The sequence below is a fragment of the Blastococcus sp. URHD0036 genome (assembly GCF_000701365.1).
Lineage (GTDB): Bacteria > Actinomycetota > Actinomycetes > Mycobacteriales > Geodermatophilaceae > Trujillonella.
The window spans coordinates 36,319-52,860 of the sequence record NZ_JNIK01000018.1 but is presented as its reverse complement, the minus strand read 5'-3'; the positions used below and the strand labels follow the sequence as shown (position 1 = coordinate 52,860).

The following is a 16,542-nucleotide window of genomic DNA, read 5'->3' as shown; positions in this document are numbered from 1 at the left end:
CGCGGCCGTCCCGCCGCCGGGGCTCTCGGGCAGTCGGTCGATGGGCCGGACCGCGATCAGGCAAACTCTCGGCCGTGCCCGCGCAGACCCTCGACGGCAAGGCGACCGCTGCCGCCATCCGCACCGAACTGACCGAGCGGGTGTCCGCGCTCACCGCCGCGGGCCACCGGCCCGGCCTCGGCACGCTGCTCGTCGGCGACGACCCGGGCAGCCGCTGGTACGTCAACGCCAAGCACTCCGACTGCGCACAGGTCGGGATCGCCAGCATCCAGCGGGAGCTGCCGGCGACCGCCACGCTGACCGACGTGCTCGCCGTCGTCGAGGAGCTCAACGCCGACCCGGCGTGCACCGGCTACATCGTCCAGCTGCCGCTGCCGCGCCAGGTCGACGAGTACGCCGTCCTCGAGGCGATGGACCCCGCGAAGGACGCCGACGGGCTGCACCCGACGAACCTGGGCCGGCTGGTGCTCGGCGTCGACGGGCCGCTGCCGTGCACCCCGGTCGGCATCGTCGAGCTGCTCCGCCGCCACGACGTCCCGATCGCCGGGGCGGAGGTCGTCGTGGTCGGCCGCGGCATCACCGTGGGCCGCCCGCTCGGCCTGCTGCTCACGCGGCGCAGCGAGAACGCCACCGTGACCCTCTGCCACACCGGCACCCGCGACCTGGCCGCCCACCTGCGCGCGGCCGACATCGTGGTCGCCGCCGCCGGGGTCCCCGGTCTCGTCACCAAGGAGCTGGTCAAGCCGGGTGCCGCGGTCCTCGACGTCGGGGTCAGCCGGGTCGACGGGAAGATCGCCGGCGACGTCGCGAAGGACGTCGTCGAGGTCGCCGGTCACGTCGCGCCCAACCCCGGCGGGGTGGGTCCGATGACGCGGGCGATGCTGCTGCAGAACGTGGTGCTCGCCGCCGAGCGGGCGGCCGGTATCGAGCTGCTGACCGCCTGATGGCCCGCCCGCCGCTCTACACCCGCCGGCCGTTCCTGGCCGGGCTGCTGCGGCAGCTGCCGCTGCTGGCGGTGCTGATCGCGGTCGGGGTGGGGCTGGGCATGGTCGCACTGGAGCACTGGCGCCGCGGCCTGGTCGTCATCGGGTGCGCCCTGGTCGCCGCTGCGGTCCTCCGGCTGCTGCTGCCGGTCCGGCGGGTGGGCTTCCTCGCCGTCCGCAGCCGGCCCGTCGACGTCGTCCTCTTGGCCGGGATGGGGGTGGCGGTGGTGGCCATCGCGCTCGCCGTCCCGGCGGAGGCCGCCGGGGTCCCCGTCATCGCGCCCGGAACCCGCTGAGGCGCGGGGGTGCGCTCTGCCGCTAGGTTGGCCGCCATGGCAGAGCAGCCTCGGAACGGCAAGGTCACCGTCGTCGGTGCCGGCTTCTACGGCTCGACCACCGCCCTCCGTCTGGCGGAGTACGACGTCTTCGAGACCGTCGTCCTCACCGACATCGTCGAGGGCAAGCCCGAGGGCCTGGCCCTCGACATCAACCAGTCCCGCCCGATCGAGGGCTTCGAGACCGAGGTCGTCGGGGTCGGGGGCGGCTCCTACGAGGGCACGGAGGGGTCCGACGTCGTCGTGATCACCGCCGGCATCCCGCGCAAGCCGGGGATGAGCCGGATGGACCTCATCGAGACCAACGCCGGGATCGTCCGGCAGGTCGCCGAGAACGTCGCCCGCACCTCGCCCGACGCGGTGGTGATCGTCGTGTCCAACCCGCTCGACGAGATGACCGCGCTCGCCCAGCTCGCCACCGGCTTCCCCAAGGGCCGGGTCATGGGGCAGGCCGGGATGCTGGACACCGCGCGGTTCACGAACAACGTGGCCGAGGAGCTGGGCGTGCCGGTCTCCTCGGTGCGGACCCTGACGCTCGGGTCGCACGGCGACACGATGGTGCCGGTGCCCTCGCGCTGCACCGTCGACGGGAAGCCGCTGGCCGACGTGCTGGCCGCCGACCGCATCGAGCACCTGGTCACGCGGACCCGCAACGGCGGGGCGGAGGTCGTCGCGCTCCTGAAGACGGGCTCGGCGTACTACGCGCCCTCGGCGGCGGCGGCCCGGATGGCCAAGGCCGTCATCGAGGACTCCGGCGCCGTCATGCCCGTGTGCGCCTGGGTCGACGGTGAGTACGGCATCTCCGGCGTCTACCTCGGCGTGGAGGCCGAGGTCGGGCGTGGGGGTGTGCGGAAGGTCGTCGAGGGCGACCTGACCGAGAGCGAGCTGGCCGGGTTGCGCGAGGCGGCCGAGGCCGTGCGCGCCAAGCAGGCAGACGTAGCCGACCTCTGACCACACCTGGTCGGAGCTGTAGAGAGGGAACCATGAGCAAGATCAAGGTCGAGGGCACCGTCGTGGAGCTCGACGGCGACGAGATGACCCGGATCATCTGGCAGTTCATCAAGGACCAGCTGATCCTCCCGTACCTCGACGTCAACCTCGAGTACTACGACCTGGGCATCGAGTCGCGGGACGCCACCGACGACCAGATCACCATCGACTCCGCCAACGCCATCAAGAAGCACGGCGTCGGCGTCAAGTGCGCCACCATCACGCCCGACGAGGCCCGGGTCGAGGAGTTCGGCCTGAAGAAGATGTGGCGGTCCCCGAACGGGACGATCCGCAACATCCTCGGCGGCGTCATCTTCCGCGAGCCGATCATCATGCAGAACGTCCCGCGCCTGGTGCCGGGCTGGACCAAGCCGATCATCGTCGGCCGTCACGCCTTCGGCGACCAGTACCGCGCGACCGACTTCACGTTCCCGTCGGCCGGCAAGCTCACCGTCACCTTCACCCCGGACGACGGCTCGCAGCCCATCGAGCACGAGGTCTTCCAGGCCCCCGGCGCCGGTGTCTCGCTGTCGATGTACAACCTCGACGCCTCGATCCGCGACTTCGCGAGGGCCTCGCTCAACTACGGCCTCGACCGCAACTACCCGGTCTACCTCTCCACGAAGAACACGATCCTCAAGGCCTACGACGGCCGGTTCAAGGACATCTTCGAGGAGGTCTTCCAGGCCGAGTTCAAGGAGAAGTTCGACGCCGCCGGCATCACCTACGAGCACCGGCTCATCGACGACATGGTCGCCGCCTCCCTCAAGTGGGAGGGCGGCTACGTCTGGGCGTGCAAGAACTACGACGGCGACGTGCAGTCCGACACCGTGGCGCAGGGCTTCGGCTCGCTGGGCCTCATGACGTCGGTCCTGGCGACGCCGGACGGCCGCACCGTCGAGGCCGAGGCCGCGCACGGCACGGTGACCCGGCACTTCCGCCAGCACCAGCAGGGCAAGGAGACGTCGACCAACCCGATCGCGTCGATCTTCGCCTGGACGCGTGGCCTGGCCCACCGCGGCAAGCTGGACGGCACCCCCGAGGTCACCCGCTTCGCGGAGACCCTCGAGCGGGTCTGCGTCGAGACCGTGGAGAGCGGTCAGATGACCAAGGACCTGGCCCTGCTGATCAGCAAGGACAGCCCGTGGCTGACCACCCAGGACTTCCTGGCGGCCATCGACACCAACCTGCAGAAGGCGATGGCGTAAGCCTCCTCGCCTCCGGCCGACGGCCCCCGCACCCCTCGGGTGCGGGGGCCGTCGCGCGTGACCGGGGTGTGATCCGTTCGAGGGGGTGCGCGGTGGGCAGCCCGCCCCGCGACGGGCAGCATGGGCACGTGCGCAGCACCCGATCGACAGGAGTACGCCGCCGGTGAGCGACGTCTGGCTCAACATCGTCATGGTCGTCGTCTTCGTCCTGATCGGCGGCGCCTTCTCGGGCGCGGAGATCGCGCTGGTGTCCCTGCGCGAGTCGCAGGTCCGCGCGATGGCCGAGAACGAGGGGCGTCGCGGCCGGGCGGTGTCGAAGCTGCTCAGCGACCCCAACCGCTTCCTCGCCGCCGTCCAGGTCGGCGTCACCCTGGCCGGCTTCTTCTCGGCCGCCTTCGGTGCGAGCACGCTGTCCGAGCCGCTGGCCGACGTGCTGGAGGACCGGGGGATGTCGGAGGGGCTGGCCGGCACGCTGGCGCTGGTCCTCGTCACCATCGCGATCAGCTACCTCTCCCTGGTGGTCGGCGAGCTCACCCCCAAGCGGCTCGCGCTGCAGCGCGCCGAGGGCTTCTCGCTCCTGGTCGCCGCGCCGCTCAACGGCATCGCCAAGGGCGCCCGGCCGGTGATCTGGCTGCTGTCGCGGTCGACGAACCTCCTCGTCCGGCTGCTGGGCGGTGACCCCAAGGCCGGCGGCGAGCAGATCAGCCAGGAGGAACTGCGCGACATGGTCGCCGCGCACGAGTCGCTCAGCAGCGACGAGCGCCAGCTCATCAACGAGGTCTTCCGCGCCGGGGACCGCGAGGTCCGCGAGGTCATGACCCCGCGCACCGAGGTGGACTTCCTCGACGCCTCGCTGACCGCCAGTCGCGCCGCCCGCCAGGTCGCCGACAGCAGCCGGTCGCGCTACCCGGTCGTCGGCCGGGACCAGGACGACGTCCTCGGCTTCGTGCACATCCGCGACCTGCTGCTGCCCAACCACCCGGCCGGCCGGGCGGCGACGGTCGGCGACCTGGCCCGCGAGGTCAAGCGGCTGCCCGGCACCGCGGGCGTGCTGACGGCCCTGTCGGAGATGCGCCGGGAGAACCAGCACCTGGCGATCGTCGTCGACGAGTACGGCGGCACCGACGGCATCGTGACCCTCGAGGACCTCATCGAGGAGGTCATCGGCGAGATCTACGACGAGTACGACGACGACGTCGCGGCCGACGCCGAGGCCGTGCCCGGCGGGCCGCAGGAGGTCGACGGCCTGCTCAACCTCGACGACTTCGCCGAGCACACCGGCCTCGAGCTGCCCGAGGGGCCCTACGAGACCGTCGCCGGGTACGTCCTCGCCGAGCTCGGCCGGCTGCCCCGGCTGGGGGACGTCGTGCTGGTCGAGGGCCGCCGGCTGACCGTCCTGGAGCTGGACGGGCGGCGGATCTCGCGGTTGGCGGTCACCCGCCCGGAGCCGCCGCCGGAGGTCGACCCGGCGGACGTCTCGACCCCGACCGTCGGCGCCTAGCCCGTCAGCGTGTCCGCGCCTGCGCGACGTCCCAGGCGTCGCGGACGATGCCGGCCAGGTCGGTGTGCCGCGGCGTCCACCCGAGGTCGGCGCGGATCCGGTCGCTGGCGGCCACCAGTTGCGCCGGGTCGCCGGCCCGCCGCTCCCCGACCTGCACCGGCACCGGGTGGCCGGTGACCTCGCGGACGGCGTCGACCACCTGCTGCACCGAGAAGCCGGTGCCGTTGCCCAGGTTGTAGATGCGGTGCTCGCCGGGCTGCGGCGCGGTCAGCGCGAGCAGGTGGGCGTCGGAGAGGTCCTGCACGTGGATGTAGTCGCGGACGCAGGTGCCGTCGGGCGTCGGGTAGTCCTCGCCGTACACGGTGATCGCCTCGCGCTGCCCGGCCGCGACCTGCAGCGCGATCGGGATGAGGTGGGTCTCGGTGGTGTGCCGCTCCCCGAGGCCGTAGGCGGCGCCGGCGACGTTGAAGTAGCGCAGGCTCACCGCGGCGAAGTCGTACGCGGTCGCGTAGGAGGTCAGCATCGCGTCGACGGCGAGCTTCGTGGCGCCGTAGGTGTTGGTCGGCCGGGTGGGGGAGTCCTCGCGGATCGGCACCTGTTCCGGCTCGCCGTAGGTAGCCGCGGTGGAGGAGAACACGATCCGCCGGCAGTCCGCCGCCCGCATCGCCTCCAGCAGCGCCAGCGACCCGCCGACGTTGTGCTCCCAGTACAGCTCGGGCTCCACCTGCGACTGACCGACCAGGGACTTCGCGGCGAAGTGCAGCACCGCCTCGGGCCGGACCTCCGCCAGCACCGGGGCCGACTCCTGCAGCGTGGCCTGCACCAGCCGGGCACCGTCGCTGACGGCGTCGGCGTGCCCCGTGGACAGGTCGTCGAGGACCGTCACCTCGTGCCCGGCCTCCACCAGGGCGGCCGTGACTACGCTGCCGATGTAGCCGGCGCCGCCGGCGACGAGAACGCGCATGGGCCCACCCTAGGGACGGCGCGGCGGTCGCACCCGCCGCCTCCCGGGACGGGCGCCCCGGGAGGACGGACGACGTGGTCAGCGCACGCCCGGCGGTGCAGTCGCTGCCCGCCTACAAGCCCGGGCGCAACCCCGCCGACCTGGCCCGCGAGCTCGGGGTGGCTCGCGCGGTCAAGCTCGCCAGCAACGAGGTGGCGTTCCCGCCGCTGCCCGCCGTGGTGCAGGCGCTGGCCACCGCCGCCGCGGAGACCAACCGCTACCCGGACAACGGCGCGGTGGTGCTGACCGAGGCGCTGGCCACCCGCTACGGCGTGGACCCCGCCCAGGTGGTCCCCGGCTGCGGCGCCGTCATGCTCTGCCAGCAGCTGGCCCAGTCCTTCAACGACCCGGGCAGCGCGATCGCCTTCGCCTGGCGGAGCTTCGAGATGTACCCGCTGCTGGCCCAGGTGGCGGGTGCCCGGTCGATCCAGGTTCCGTTGACGCCCGGCCGCCCCGGGGGCCCGGCCGACACCCACGACCTCGAGGCGCTGGCCGCCGCGGTCGACGACAGCACCCGGCTGGTCTTCGTCTGCAACCCGAACAACCCGACCGGCACCGCCGTCCGCCGGCCCGAGCTGGAGCGGTTCCTCGACGCCGTGCCCGCCGACACCCTCGTCGTGCTCGACGAGGCCTACCGCGAGTTCGTCACCGACCCCGAGGTGCCCGACGGCATCGAGCTCATGCGCGGCCGGCCCAACGTGGTGGTCCTGCGGACGTTCTCCAAGGCCTGGGGGCTGGCCGGCCTCCGGGTGGGCTACCTGGTGGCGGAGGACCCGGCCGTCGCCGACGCCGTCCGTCGCACGCACGTGCCCTTCAGCGTCTCGATGCTCGCCCAGGCGGCCGCGGTCGCGGCCCTGGCCAGCGAGGACGAGGTCCGCCGCCGGGTCGCCGCCGTGGTCGCCGAGCGGGACCGGCTGACCGCGGGCCTGCGGGAGCGCGGCTTCGACGTGGCCGACAGCCAGGCCAACTTCGTGTGGCTGCCCACGGGGGAGGCGACGGCGGAGCTCGCCGCCGCACTGGAGTCCCGGGGCGTCATCACGCGGCCGTTCGCCGGTGAGGGTGTCCGGGTCACCGTCGGCGCGCCGGACGAGGACGACGCGCTGCTCGCGGCCCTGGACGAGATCTCCGCCGGGAGTGCGACCGCCACGCCGGGGTCGTGAGCGCAGTCGCCCGTCCCGGCCTCGGGGTTCACCGCGGCAGGCGGGAGGGGCGGCCCCGCCCCGGCCGGGGGCTGGTTTGATGGCCGACGTGCCTCTTCCCCGTGTCTTCTCCGGCATCCAGCCGACAGCGGGCTCGTTCCACCTCGGCAACCACCTCGGCGCGCTCCGTCAGTGGGTGGCCCTGCAGGAGACGGCCGAGGCCTTCTACTGCGTCGTGGACCTGCACGCGATCACGATGGACTGGGACCCCGCCGAGCTGCGGCGTAACACCCTCGTCTCGGCCGCGCAGCTGCTGGCGCTGGGCGTCGACCCCGAGCGCAGCACGCTGTTCGTGCAGAGCCAGGTGCCCGAGCACGTTCGGCTCTCCTGGGTCCTCGAGGGCATCGCCCGGTTCGGCGAGGCGAGCCGGATGACCCAGTTCAAGGACAAGAGCCAGAAGGACGGCGCGGCGGGCTCGTCGGTCGGGCTGTTCACCTATCCGGTGCTCATGGCCGCCGACATCCTGCTGTACGGGACCGACCAGGTCCCCGTCGGCGACGACCAGCGCCAGCACCTGGAGCTGACCCGCGACCTCGCGATGCGTTTCAACGGCCGCTTCGGCGACACGTTCACGGTGCCCGCGGGGCTCATCCCCGAGGGTGCCGCGCGGGTCATGGACCTGCAGTCGCCGGAGAAGAAGATGAGCAAGAGCCTCCCGTCGGCCGGCTGCGTCCTGCTGCTCGACGACCCCAAGGTGACGGCCAAGAAGATCCGCTCGGCCGTCACCGACACCGGTCGCGAGGTGGTCGCCGACCGCGAGAACAAGCCCGGGGTCACGAACCTGCTGACCATCCACAGCGCGCTCTCCGGTCGGTCCGTCCCGGAGCTGGAGGAGCACTTCGCCGGTCGCGGGTACGGCGACCTCAAGAAGGAGCTCGCCGAGCTCGTCGTCGACTTCGTGACGCCGGTCCGCGAGCGCACCCAGGAGCTGCTCGACGACCGCGCCGAGCTGGAGCGGGTGCTCGCCGCCGGTGCCGCCCGGGCCCGCGAGGTGGCGGCGCCGAACCTGGCCACGGTGTACGACCGGGTCGGTTTCCTCGCCCCGGGCTCCGGCGCATGACCTCCCGGCCGATGAACGACGACACGTTCGTCCCGCGCAGCCGAGGGGTGCGGGTGGAGACCGCGGTGGTCGGCATCGTGGTCGCCGTCCCGGAGCCCTGGGCCCAGTTGCTGACCGACTGGCGGGCCAAGTGCGGTGATCCGCAGGCCGGGCTGGTGCCGCCGCACGTGACGCTGCTGCCGCCCACCGAGGTGCCGGCCGCCGACCGTCCGCTGATCACCGAGCACCTGGCGTCGGTCGCCCGCCAGCACCCCCCGTTCGACATGCACCTGTCGGGCACCGGCACGTTCTCGCCGGTCTCGGAGGTCGTCTTCGTCGCGGTCGCCCGGGGGATCGGCTCCTGCGAGCTGCTGGCCAACGACGTGCGGGGTGGCCCTCTGGACCGGTCGCTCGCCTACCCGTACCACCCGCACGTGACGGTGGCGCACGACGTCTCGCCGGACATGCTGGAGCTGGCCTACAGCGCGCTGGGGGAGCTGTCCGCGGAGTTCCGCGTCGACCACTTCACCGAGTTCGAGCAGGCGCCGTCGGGAGCCTGGGTCGTCGCCCGCGAATACCCCCTCTGCGGCCCACCGCGCTGACGGGTCCCCGCGGCACGAGATGGGCCGGCCGAGCCTGGGGGCGCGGCTCGGACGCCGTCCGCGCGGCGCGGCGGCGCTGGCGCTGGTTCGACCACCTGGCCCGCGCGGGCGGGCGCTACCAGCGCCACCAGGGTGAGTTGCTGGCCGCCGGGGTCACCTACTACGCGTTCCTGGGCCTCTTCCCCGTCCTGCTGCTGGTCGCCTCGGTGATCGGGATCGTCCTCGCCAACGACGACCCGCTGCAGCAGGAGCTCTACGACGCCATCCGGGAGACGTTCCCCGGGTCCACCGGGGACAGCATCGTCGAGGAGCTCGAGGGCGCGGTCCACTCCGCAGGGCTCGTCGGCGTCATCGGGCTGGTCGGGTTCCTCTATGCCGGCCTGCGCGCCACGGACAAGCTGCGGATCGGCATGGAGCAGATCTGGCGCGGCCGGGTCGACGAACCGGAGTTCTGGCGGGACAACGTGGCGGACCTGCTCGCCCTCGTGCTGCTGGGCGCCGTCGGGCTGCTGAGCCTGGTGCTGACCGGCGCCGCCACGACCGCCACCTCCGCAACGCTGCGCCGGCTCGGCCTCGACGACGTCACGGGCGCGGGGACCCTGATCACGGTGCTCGGGCTGCTCCTCGCCCTGGTCACCGACGTCGTCGTCTTCCTGTGGCTGCTCAAGGTCGTGGCCGGTACGCCGCACCGGCCGCGCGACCTGCTCCTCGGTGCCCTGTTCGGTGCGGTCGGGTTCGAGGTCCTGAAGGTGGCGGGCTCCTTCTACCTCTCGCTGATCGACGACAGCGTCACGGCGTCGGCCCTCGGCGGCGCCGTGGGCATCCTCGTGTGGATCAACCTGGTCTTCCGCTTCGCCTTCTTCACGGCCGCGTGGACGGCGACCCTGCGCCGCTTCAGCGACGCGGGGGCCCAGCCGGGTCCCGCGGCCGGGTGACCGCCCGGCGCCGGCCCACGACGGTGGCGACGACGACCCCGCCGGCGAGGGCCGCCAGCACGACCCCCGCGAGGACCGGCGCGTCGTCCTCCTCGTGCCGGGCGGTGAGGGGCGAGACGCCTCCCGGCGGGGCGGCGCTGCGCGCCGCGGTCGTCGGATCGGCCGTCGGGTCGGCCGCGGCCAGGACCTCGGCGCCGGAGTCCACGAGCCGGCCCACGCCGTCGGTGGCCCGGTCGGTGGCGAAGCCCCAGTCGAGCAGCGCCCGGGCCTGGTCGGCCGGGCGCACCGGCAGGTTCTCGCTGCCCATGATGCTGACCACGAGGCGGCGGCCGTCCCGCTCGGCCGCGGCGACGAAGGTGTGCCGGGCCGCGTCGGTGAACCCGGTCTTGCCGCCCAGGACGCCGGGGTAGCTGCCGAGCAGCGGGTCCTGGTTCTGGATCTGGTAGCCCGGGGAGCGGCCCTCGACCGGCGGCATCTGCGCGGTCGGCGTTCCGAGCACCGCCGCCGTCGCCGGGTCGGCGACGAGCCGGCGGAAGACCAGCGCCAGGTCGTAGGGGGACGACGACTGCCCGGCCACGTCGAGGCCCGACGGCGTCCCCGCGACCGTGTCGAAGGCGCCGATCTCCACGGCGGTGGCGTTCATCGCCGCGAGTGTGGCGTCGACGCCGCCGGCCGCTCGGGCCAGGGCGTTCGCCGCGTCGTTCCCCGACTGCAGGACCAGCGCCTGGAACAGCAGCGAGACCGGGTAGCGGCCGCCGGCCACCAGCCCGACGCGGGTGCCCTCCATCTGCTCGTCCTCGACGGTCCCGTCGACCACCTGCGCGGGGTCCAGCCGCGGCATCAGGGTCAGCAGGGTGAGCGTCTTGAGCGTGCTGGCCGGGTAGTAGCGGCCGTGCGGGTCGCGGGCGGCGAGCACCTCGCCGGAGGTCGCGTCGGCGACCAGCCAGCCCGGGGCGGTGACGCCGTCGGGGAGCGGTGGCGTCCCGTCGGCGACGACCAGGCCGCGGGTGTCCAGACCCTCGCCGCCGACCGTACTGCCGTCCGGCGCGCTGCCCTGCGGTGGGCCGCCCGGGTACGGCGCCGTGGGTGTCGGCGCGGTCGGGTCCACCGTCGGGCGAGCGGGGGCCGCGAGCGCCGGGCCGGCACCGGCGAGCAGCACGACCACGGCCGCGAGCGCCGCACCGGTCAGCCGCCGCACCGCGCCCCTCCGCACGGTCCCGACGCTAGCCGTCGCCCGGCCGGGGGACGGCTCGGCTGCGGTTCGTGACGGTGGTGTGACGCGGACGTGATGCGGTTCACCGCCCGTCCGGAGATTGGCAACGATCGCGTCTCTATCCGCTCCGGGGCTGGTGGCGGGGTCGGTACCCGCGAGTAGCTTTCCCGCATTGCCGCCTGCGGTCCGACCCGGTCAACCGCCGGTCGGGTCGCCGACGGCAGACGAGCCCACCGGGCCGGCCCGGCGACACCGGGCCGCGCCCCCACGAGGAGGAGACAGGCGTGCGCGGAGCGCGGATGAGGAAGGCCGGCCTTCGGGCAGCGGCCCTGTTGACGGCCGGGAGCCTGGCCCTGGCCGGATGTGCCAGTGACGACAGCGACAGCGACAGCAGCGGCAGTGGCAGCAGCGGTGGCGGCGACGGCGACGTCAAGATCGGTCTGGCCTACGACACCGGCGGCCGCGGCGACAAGTCGTTCAACGACTCGGCGTACGCCGGTGCCTCGGCCGCGGCCGAGTCGCTGGGTGCCGAGCTGCAGGACCTCTCGCCCAACGCCGACGCGTCCAACCGCGCCGACCTGCTGACCCAGCTGGCCGACGACGGCTTCAACCCGATCATCGCGGTCGGCTTCGCGTACGCCGACGCCCTCGCCGAGGTCGCGCCGCAGTACCCGGACGTCAGCTTCGCGATCGTCGACTCGGCGGTCGACGGCACCGGGCTGGACAACGCCACCGGGCTGCTGTTCGCGGCCGAGCAGGGCTCGTTCCTCGGTGGTGTCGCGGCGGCGCTGAAGACCGAGACGGACCACATCGGCTTCGTCGGCGGCGTCGACGTCCCGCTCATCCAGACCTTCCAGGCCGGGTACGAGCAGGGCGCGCGGGCGGTGAACCCGGACATCGTCATCGACGTCCAGTACATCTCCCCGGCCGGTGACTTCAGCGGCTTCAACGCCCCGGAGAAGGCCACCGACATCGCCGGCGCCATGTACGCCAACGGCGCCGACATCGTCTACCACGCGGCCGGCGGATCGGGTCAGGGCGTCTTCGAGGCGGCTGCTGCCGCCGGCGGGCTCGCCATCGGCGTCGACTCCGACCAGTACGAGACGGTCGGCGACGCCGCCCTGCAGCAGGTGATCCTCACCTCGGTGCTCAAGCGGGTCGACGTCGCGGTCCAGTCGTTCATCGAGGACTTCGAGTCCGGTGACGTCGAGGGCGGCACGGACATCGTCAACGACCTCTCGACCGAGGGCATGGAGCTGTCGACGTCCGGTGGCTTCATCGACGACATCCAGGCGCAGATCGACGACTACCGGCAGCAGATCATCGACGGCGACATCGAGGTCAGCTCCACTCCCTGACCGATCCGTTCGGACACCAGGTGGACCGCCGGCGGGCCCGGGAGCGCACGCTCCCGGGCCCGCCGTGCTGTGTACCGTCGCGACGACCGGCTGAGCCGGACCGCCGCCCTCCTCGAGGAGATACGAGTTGACCGAATCGGCCCCCCTGGCGGTCGAGCTGCGGAAGGTCACCAAGCGCTTCCCCGGCGTGGTGGCCAATCGGGACATCGACCTGCGCGTCCGGCGCGGCGAGGTGCACGCCATCGTCGGTGAGAACGGCGCGGGCAAGTCCACGCTGATGAAGACGCTCTACGGGATGCACCGGCCCGACGAGGGTCAGATCCTCGTCGACGGGCGCGAGATCGTGCTGCGGAGCCCCAACGACGCCATCGCCGCCGGCATCGGGATGGTGCACCAGCACTTCATGCTGGCCGACAACTTCACCGTGCTGGAGAACGTCGTCCTCGGCCAGGAACCGCGCCGCGGCCCACGCCTGGACCGCGCGGAGGCTCGGCGGCGGATCCGCGAGATCAGCGACGCCTACGCGTTCGGCATCGACCCCGACGCCCTCGTCGAGGACCTGGGGGTCGGCGACCGGCAGCGGGTGGAGATCGCCAAGGTCCTCTACCGCGGCGCCCGGATCCTCATCCTCGACGAGCCGACGGCGGTGCTCGTGCCGCAGGAGGTCGACGAGCTGTTCGCCAACCTCGCCGAGCTCAAGCGGGAGGGCCTCACCGTCATCTTCATCTCGCACAAGCTCGACGAGGTGCGCAAGGTCGCCGACTCGATCACGGTCATCCGTCGCGGCACGACCGTCGGCGAGGCCGACCCGCGGACGACGACCGCGCGCCAGCTGGCCGAGATGATGGTCGGCAGCGAGCTGCCGACCCCCGAGACCCGCGAGTCCACCGTCCGCGAGGCCGCGGCGCTCGTCGTCTCCGAGGTGACCGTGCACGCCCCCGACGGGCGCGCACTGGTCGACGACGTGTCGTTCACCGTGCACGAGGGCGAGGTCGTCGGCATCGCCGGCGTCGAGGGCAACGGCCAGTCCGAGCTCGTCGACGCGATCATGGGCCTGCGCCCGCTCGTGGCCGGCAGCGTCCGGCTCGGCACCCACGACGTCTCCGCCTGGAGCACCCGCCGCCGCCGGGAGAGCGGCCTGGCCTTCATCCCGGAGGACCGGCACCGCCAGGGCATGCTGCTGGACGCCTCGCTGTGGGAGAACCGCGTGCTCGGGCACCAGACCCAGGCGCCGTCGGTCCGCGGGCCGTTCATCGACCGCCGCGGCGCCCGCGCCGACACGGCCCGCATCATGCGCGAGTACGACGTCCGCGCGCCCTCGCCGGACACCCCGGCGGTCGCGCTGTCCGGCGGCAACCAGCAGAAGCTCATCGTGGGCCGCGAGATGAGCGGCCGGCCGCGGCTGCTCATCGCCGCCCACCCGACCCGCGGCGTCGACGTCGGCGCCCAGGCCAAGATCTGGGAACTGCTCCGCCAGGCGCGGGCGGAGGGACTGGGGATCGTGCTCATCTCGGCGGACCTCGACGAGCTCATCGGGCTGTCGGACAGCCTCGCGGTCATGCTCCGCGGCCGCATCGTCGCCACGCTCGACCCGACGGGGATCACCCCCGAGGAGCTCGGCGGCCACATGACGGGCGGGCGCGGGGGCACGACGGCCCCGGGCGCGACGCCCGCCGGCGCGACCCGCGCGGGTGGGGGAGTGGCCTCGTGACCGTCGTCCGGCGCATCGGGACGGCGCTGATCGCCCCGCTCATCGCCATCGTCATCGCGGTCGTCATCTCGGCCGGCGTCATGCTGATCCTCGGCGTGGACCCGCTCGAGGCGCTGTCGGTGATGTTCGACTTCGGCGACGACCCGGTCCAGCAGATCACCTCGATGGTGACCGTGCTCAACCGCGCCGTCCCGCTGTTCCTCGCCGGCATCGCCGTCGCCATCGCCTTCCGCGCCGGGCTGTTCAACATCGGCGTGGAGGGCCAGTACCGGCTGGCCACGGTCGTGGCCGCGGGCATCGGGGCGATGGTCACCCTGCCGGCCCCGCTGCACGTGGTGCTGGTCATGGTCGTCGCCATGACCGTCGGCGGGATCTGGGCCGGCATCGTGGCGGTGCTGAAGGTGACCCGCGGCGTCAGCGAGGTCATCAGCTCGATCATGCTGAACACGATCGCCCTGGGGCTGGCGTCCTTCCTGCTCACCGGGCCGTTCCTGGGCAGCGAGCCGGGCGCCTCGATCATCCGGACGGAGACGCTGCCCGAGTCGGCCTGGATGCCCTCGCTCGACGGGCTGCTGGGCGGGCTGGGCCTGGAGCTGCCGCGCCGTCCGCTCTACGGCTTCCTGGTGATCGCGGTGGTCATCGGGGTCGTGGCCTGGGTCGTGCTGCAGCGCACCCGCTTCGGCTTCGACCTGCGGGCCAGCGGCCTGAACGCGTCGGCGGCCTCGGCCAGCGGCGTCGACGCGAAGCGGATGGTCCTCAAGACCATGCTGATCTCCGGCGCGGTGGCCGGGCTGATCGGCCTGCCGGACCTGCTGGGCCGCAACCACAACTACAACACCGACTTCACCAGCGGGCTGGGCTTCCTCGGCATCGCGGTGGCCCTGCTGGGCCGTAACTCGCCGATCGGGATCGCGGTGGCGGCGCTGTTCTACGCCTTCCTCGACCGGGCGTCGGCGCCGCTGCAGGCCGCCGACATCCCCTCCACGGTCGTGCAGATCATGCAGGGCACGATCCTGCTCGCCGTCGTCGTCGCCAACGAGCTGGCCCGCCGGCTCGCCCGCCGCCGCGCCGAGCAGGCCAACCGGCAGGGCGACGGCGCCCCACCTGTGATCGACCCCGGCGCCGCCACCGCCCAGCCGGCGGGGGTCGGCGGCCCGGCGCCCGCCACCGCCACGACCGACGGAGGGGGGACCCCGTGACCACCGCGACCCGGGCCGAGGGTGCGGCCGACCCGCAGGAGGGCCGGACGCTGACCCGGTCCCCGCGCCGCCGGCTGCTGTACATCGCCGGCGGGATGTTCCTGCTGCTGGTCGTCGTCCGGCTGATCAGCGGCGAGCACGCGCTGACCTCCGGCCAGGTCATCTCCACCGCCGTCGCCGTCAGCGTGCCCCTGGCGCTGGTCGGTCTCGGCGGCCTCATCAGCGAGCGGGCCGGCGTGGTCAACATCGGCCTCGAGGGCATGATGATCCTGGGTACCTGGGGGGCCGGGTACGCCGGTTACCAGTGGGGCTGGTCCGCGGCGATCGTCGGCGGCGTCCTGTTCGGGATGCTCGGCGGCCTGCTGCACGCGCTGGCCACCGTGACCTTCGGCGTCGACCACGTCATCTCCGGCGTCGCGATCAACATCCTCGCGCTGGGCGTGGTGCGGTTCCTCTCCGAGGCGCTCTACGAGGACGTCCCGGGCGGTGGCCCGAGCCAGTCGCCGACGCTGTCCAGCCGCCAGCCGGAGCTGACCCTGCCGGGCTTCTCCAGCGGTCCCAACTGGCTCGGCGACCTGGAGGCCCGGCACTGGCCGGTGGTGTCCGACCTCGCGGGGGTGCTGCGCGGCCTCACCACCGACATCGGGCTGCTGTCACTGGCCACGGTGGCGCTCGTGATCGGCACCTACCTGCTGCTGTGGCAGACGCCGTTCGGGCTGCGGCTGCGCTCGTGCGGGGAGAACCCGACGGCGGCGGACTCCCTCGGCGTGCCGGTGTACCGGATGAAGTACATCGCGGTGGTCGCCTCCGGGGCCCTGGCCGGGCTGGGCGGCGTCGCGCTGGTGTTCGCGGCGAACTTCTACCTGCAGAACCAGACCAACGGCCGCGGCTACATCGGGCTGGCGGCGGTCATCTTCGGCAACTGGCGGCCCGGCGGGATGGTGGCCGGCGCGGTGCTGTTCGGCTACGCCGACGCGATGGAGCGGGTGGCCGGCGACGCCATCCCCGCGCTGCTGCTGCTCGTGGCGATCCTGCTCGGCATCGCCGCGATCTGGCAGTGGCGGGTCGGGCGGCAGATGCTCTCCGCGATCGCCGCCGGCGTCTCCGTGGCCAGCCTGATCGGCTACCTGAGCATCGACGAGCTGCCCGGCTCGCTGGTGTCGTTCACCCCGTACCTGATCACGCTGCTGGTGCTCTCACTGGCCAGCCAGCGGTTGCGGCCGCCGAAGGCCGACGGGCTCGTGTGGCGACGAGGGGAGCAGTGAC

General features: G+C 73.1%; 15 protein-coding genes. 13 read left to right on the top strand and 2 right to left on the bottom strand.

Annotated features, from left to right (window positions below; translation table 11 throughout):
- Positions 1-74: 74 nt before the first annotated feature.
- The 5 genes from N555_RS0120520 to N555_RS0120500 all read left to right on the top strand — a co-directional run bounded on the left by N555_RS0120520 (position 75) and on the right by N555_RS0120500 (position 5,017).
- Entirely contained in the window at positions 75-944 is an 870-nt protein-coding gene (locus N555_RS0120520; protein ID WP_029433371.1) for a bifunctional methylenetetrahydrofolate dehydrogenase/methenyltetrahydrofolate cyclohydrolase, read from the top strand.
- On the top strand, positions 944-1,279 hold the full coding sequence (locus N555_RS0120515) for a DUF3017 domain-containing protein (RefSeq protein WP_051684308.1): 336 nt from the start codon (positions 944-946) through the stop codon (positions 1,277-1,279). The genes N555_RS0120520 and N555_RS0120515 overlap by 1 nt, the downstream gene beginning before the upstream one ends.
- Before the next feature lie 36 nt (positions 1,280-1,315).
- On the top strand, positions 1,316-2,269 hold the full coding sequence (mdh, locus tag N555_RS0120510) for a malate dehydrogenase (RefSeq protein WP_029433369.1): 954 nt from the start codon (positions 1,316-1,318) through the stop codon (positions 2,267-2,269).
- A 32-nt stretch (positions 2,270-2,301) separates the two neighbouring features.
- Positions 2,302-3,516 carry an NADP-dependent isocitrate dehydrogenase gene (locus N555_RS0120505; RefSeq protein ID WP_029433368.1) on the top strand — a complete coding sequence of 405 codons (1,215 nt, stop codon included), beginning with the start codon at positions 2,302-2,304 and terminating at the stop codon, positions 3,514-3,516.
- Positions 3,517-3,679: 163 nt separating this feature from the next.
- On the top strand, positions 3,680-5,017 hold the full coding sequence (locus N555_RS0120500) for a hemolysin family protein (protein ID WP_029433367.1): 1,338 nt from the start codon (positions 3,680-3,682) through the stop codon (positions 5,015-5,017).
- A 4-nt stretch (positions 5,018-5,021) separates the two neighbouring features.
- On the opposite strand, the gene galE is transcribed toward N555_RS0120500, so the two are convergent.
- Positions 5,022-5,981, bottom strand: a complete 960-nt coding sequence (gene galE / locus N555_RS0120495) for a UDP-glucose 4-epimerase GalE (protein ID WP_029433366.1) — start codon at positions 5,979-5,981, stop codon at positions 5,022-5,024.
- A gap of 74 nt (positions 5,982-6,055) precedes the next feature.
- Here galE and hisC point away from each other — a divergent pair, with 74 nt between their 5' ends.
- The 4 genes from hisC (at position 6,056) to N555_RS0120475 (ending at position 9,795) form a co-directional block, all read left to right on the top strand.
- Complete coding sequence (gene hisC / locus N555_RS0120490; protein ID WP_029433365.1) at positions 6,056-7,180, top strand: histidinol-phosphate transaminase; 1,125 nt, start codon at positions 6,056-6,058, stop codon at positions 7,178-7,180.
- A 79-nt stretch (positions 7,181-7,259) separates the two neighbouring features.
- Positions 7,260-8,279, top strand: a complete 1,020-nt coding sequence (gene trpS / locus N555_RS0120485; RefSeq protein ID WP_029433364.1) for a tryptophan--tRNA ligase — start codon at positions 7,260-7,262, stop codon at positions 8,277-8,279.
- Positions 8,276-8,860 carry a 2'-5' RNA ligase family protein gene (locus N555_RS0120480; protein ID WP_029433363.1) on the top strand — a complete coding sequence of 195 codons (585 nt, stop codon included), beginning with the start codon at positions 8,276-8,278 and terminating at the stop codon, positions 8,858-8,860. The genes trpS and N555_RS0120480 overlap by 4 nt, the downstream gene beginning before the upstream one ends.
- On the top strand, positions 8,815-9,795 hold the full coding sequence (locus N555_RS0120475) for a YihY/virulence factor BrkB family protein (RefSeq protein ID WP_369794044.1): 981 nt from the start codon (positions 8,815-8,817) through the stop codon (positions 9,793-9,795). Before N555_RS0120480 ends, N555_RS0120475 begins: the two co-directional genes overlap by 46 nt.
- Here N555_RS0120475 and N555_RS0120470 read toward each other — a convergent pair.
- Positions 9,755-11,008: a D-alanyl-D-alanine carboxypeptidase family protein gene (locus N555_RS0120470; RefSeq protein ID WP_081866387.1), complete on the bottom strand. Its 1,254-nt coding sequence runs from the start codon at positions 11,006-11,008 to the stop codon at positions 9,755-9,757. The genes N555_RS0120475 and N555_RS0120470 overlap by 41 nt on opposite strands.
- Positions 11,009-11,307: 299 nt before the next feature.
- Between N555_RS0120470 and N555_RS0120465 the strand changes: the two genes are divergently transcribed.
- The 4 genes from N555_RS0120465 to N555_RS0120450 all read left to right on the top strand — a co-directional run bounded on the left by N555_RS0120465 (position 11,308) and on the right by N555_RS0120450 (position 16,541).
- Positions 11,308-12,366: a BMP family lipoprotein gene (locus tag N555_RS0120465; RefSeq protein WP_029433360.1), complete on the top strand. Its 1,059-nt coding sequence runs from the start codon at positions 11,308-11,310 to the stop codon at positions 12,364-12,366.
- A 127-nt stretch (positions 12,367-12,493) separates the two neighbouring features.
- Complete coding sequence (locus N555_RS0120460) at positions 12,494-14,077, top strand: ABC transporter ATP-binding protein (RefSeq protein ID WP_051684306.1); 1,584 nt, start codon at positions 12,494-12,496, stop codon at positions 14,075-14,077.
- A complete protein-coding gene (locus N555_RS0120455) occupies positions 14,074-15,276 on the top strand; it encodes an ABC transporter permease (RefSeq protein WP_051684305.1) in 1,203 nt (400 codons plus the stop codon). Before N555_RS0120460 ends, N555_RS0120455 begins: the two co-directional genes overlap by 4 nt.
- On the top strand, positions 15,273-16,541 hold the full coding sequence (locus tag N555_RS0120450; RefSeq protein ID WP_029433357.1) for an ABC transporter permease: 1,269 nt from the start codon (positions 15,273-15,275) through the stop codon (positions 16,539-16,541). The genes N555_RS0120455 and N555_RS0120450 overlap by 4 nt, the downstream gene beginning before the upstream one ends.
- Position 16,542 lies beyond the last annotated feature (1 nt).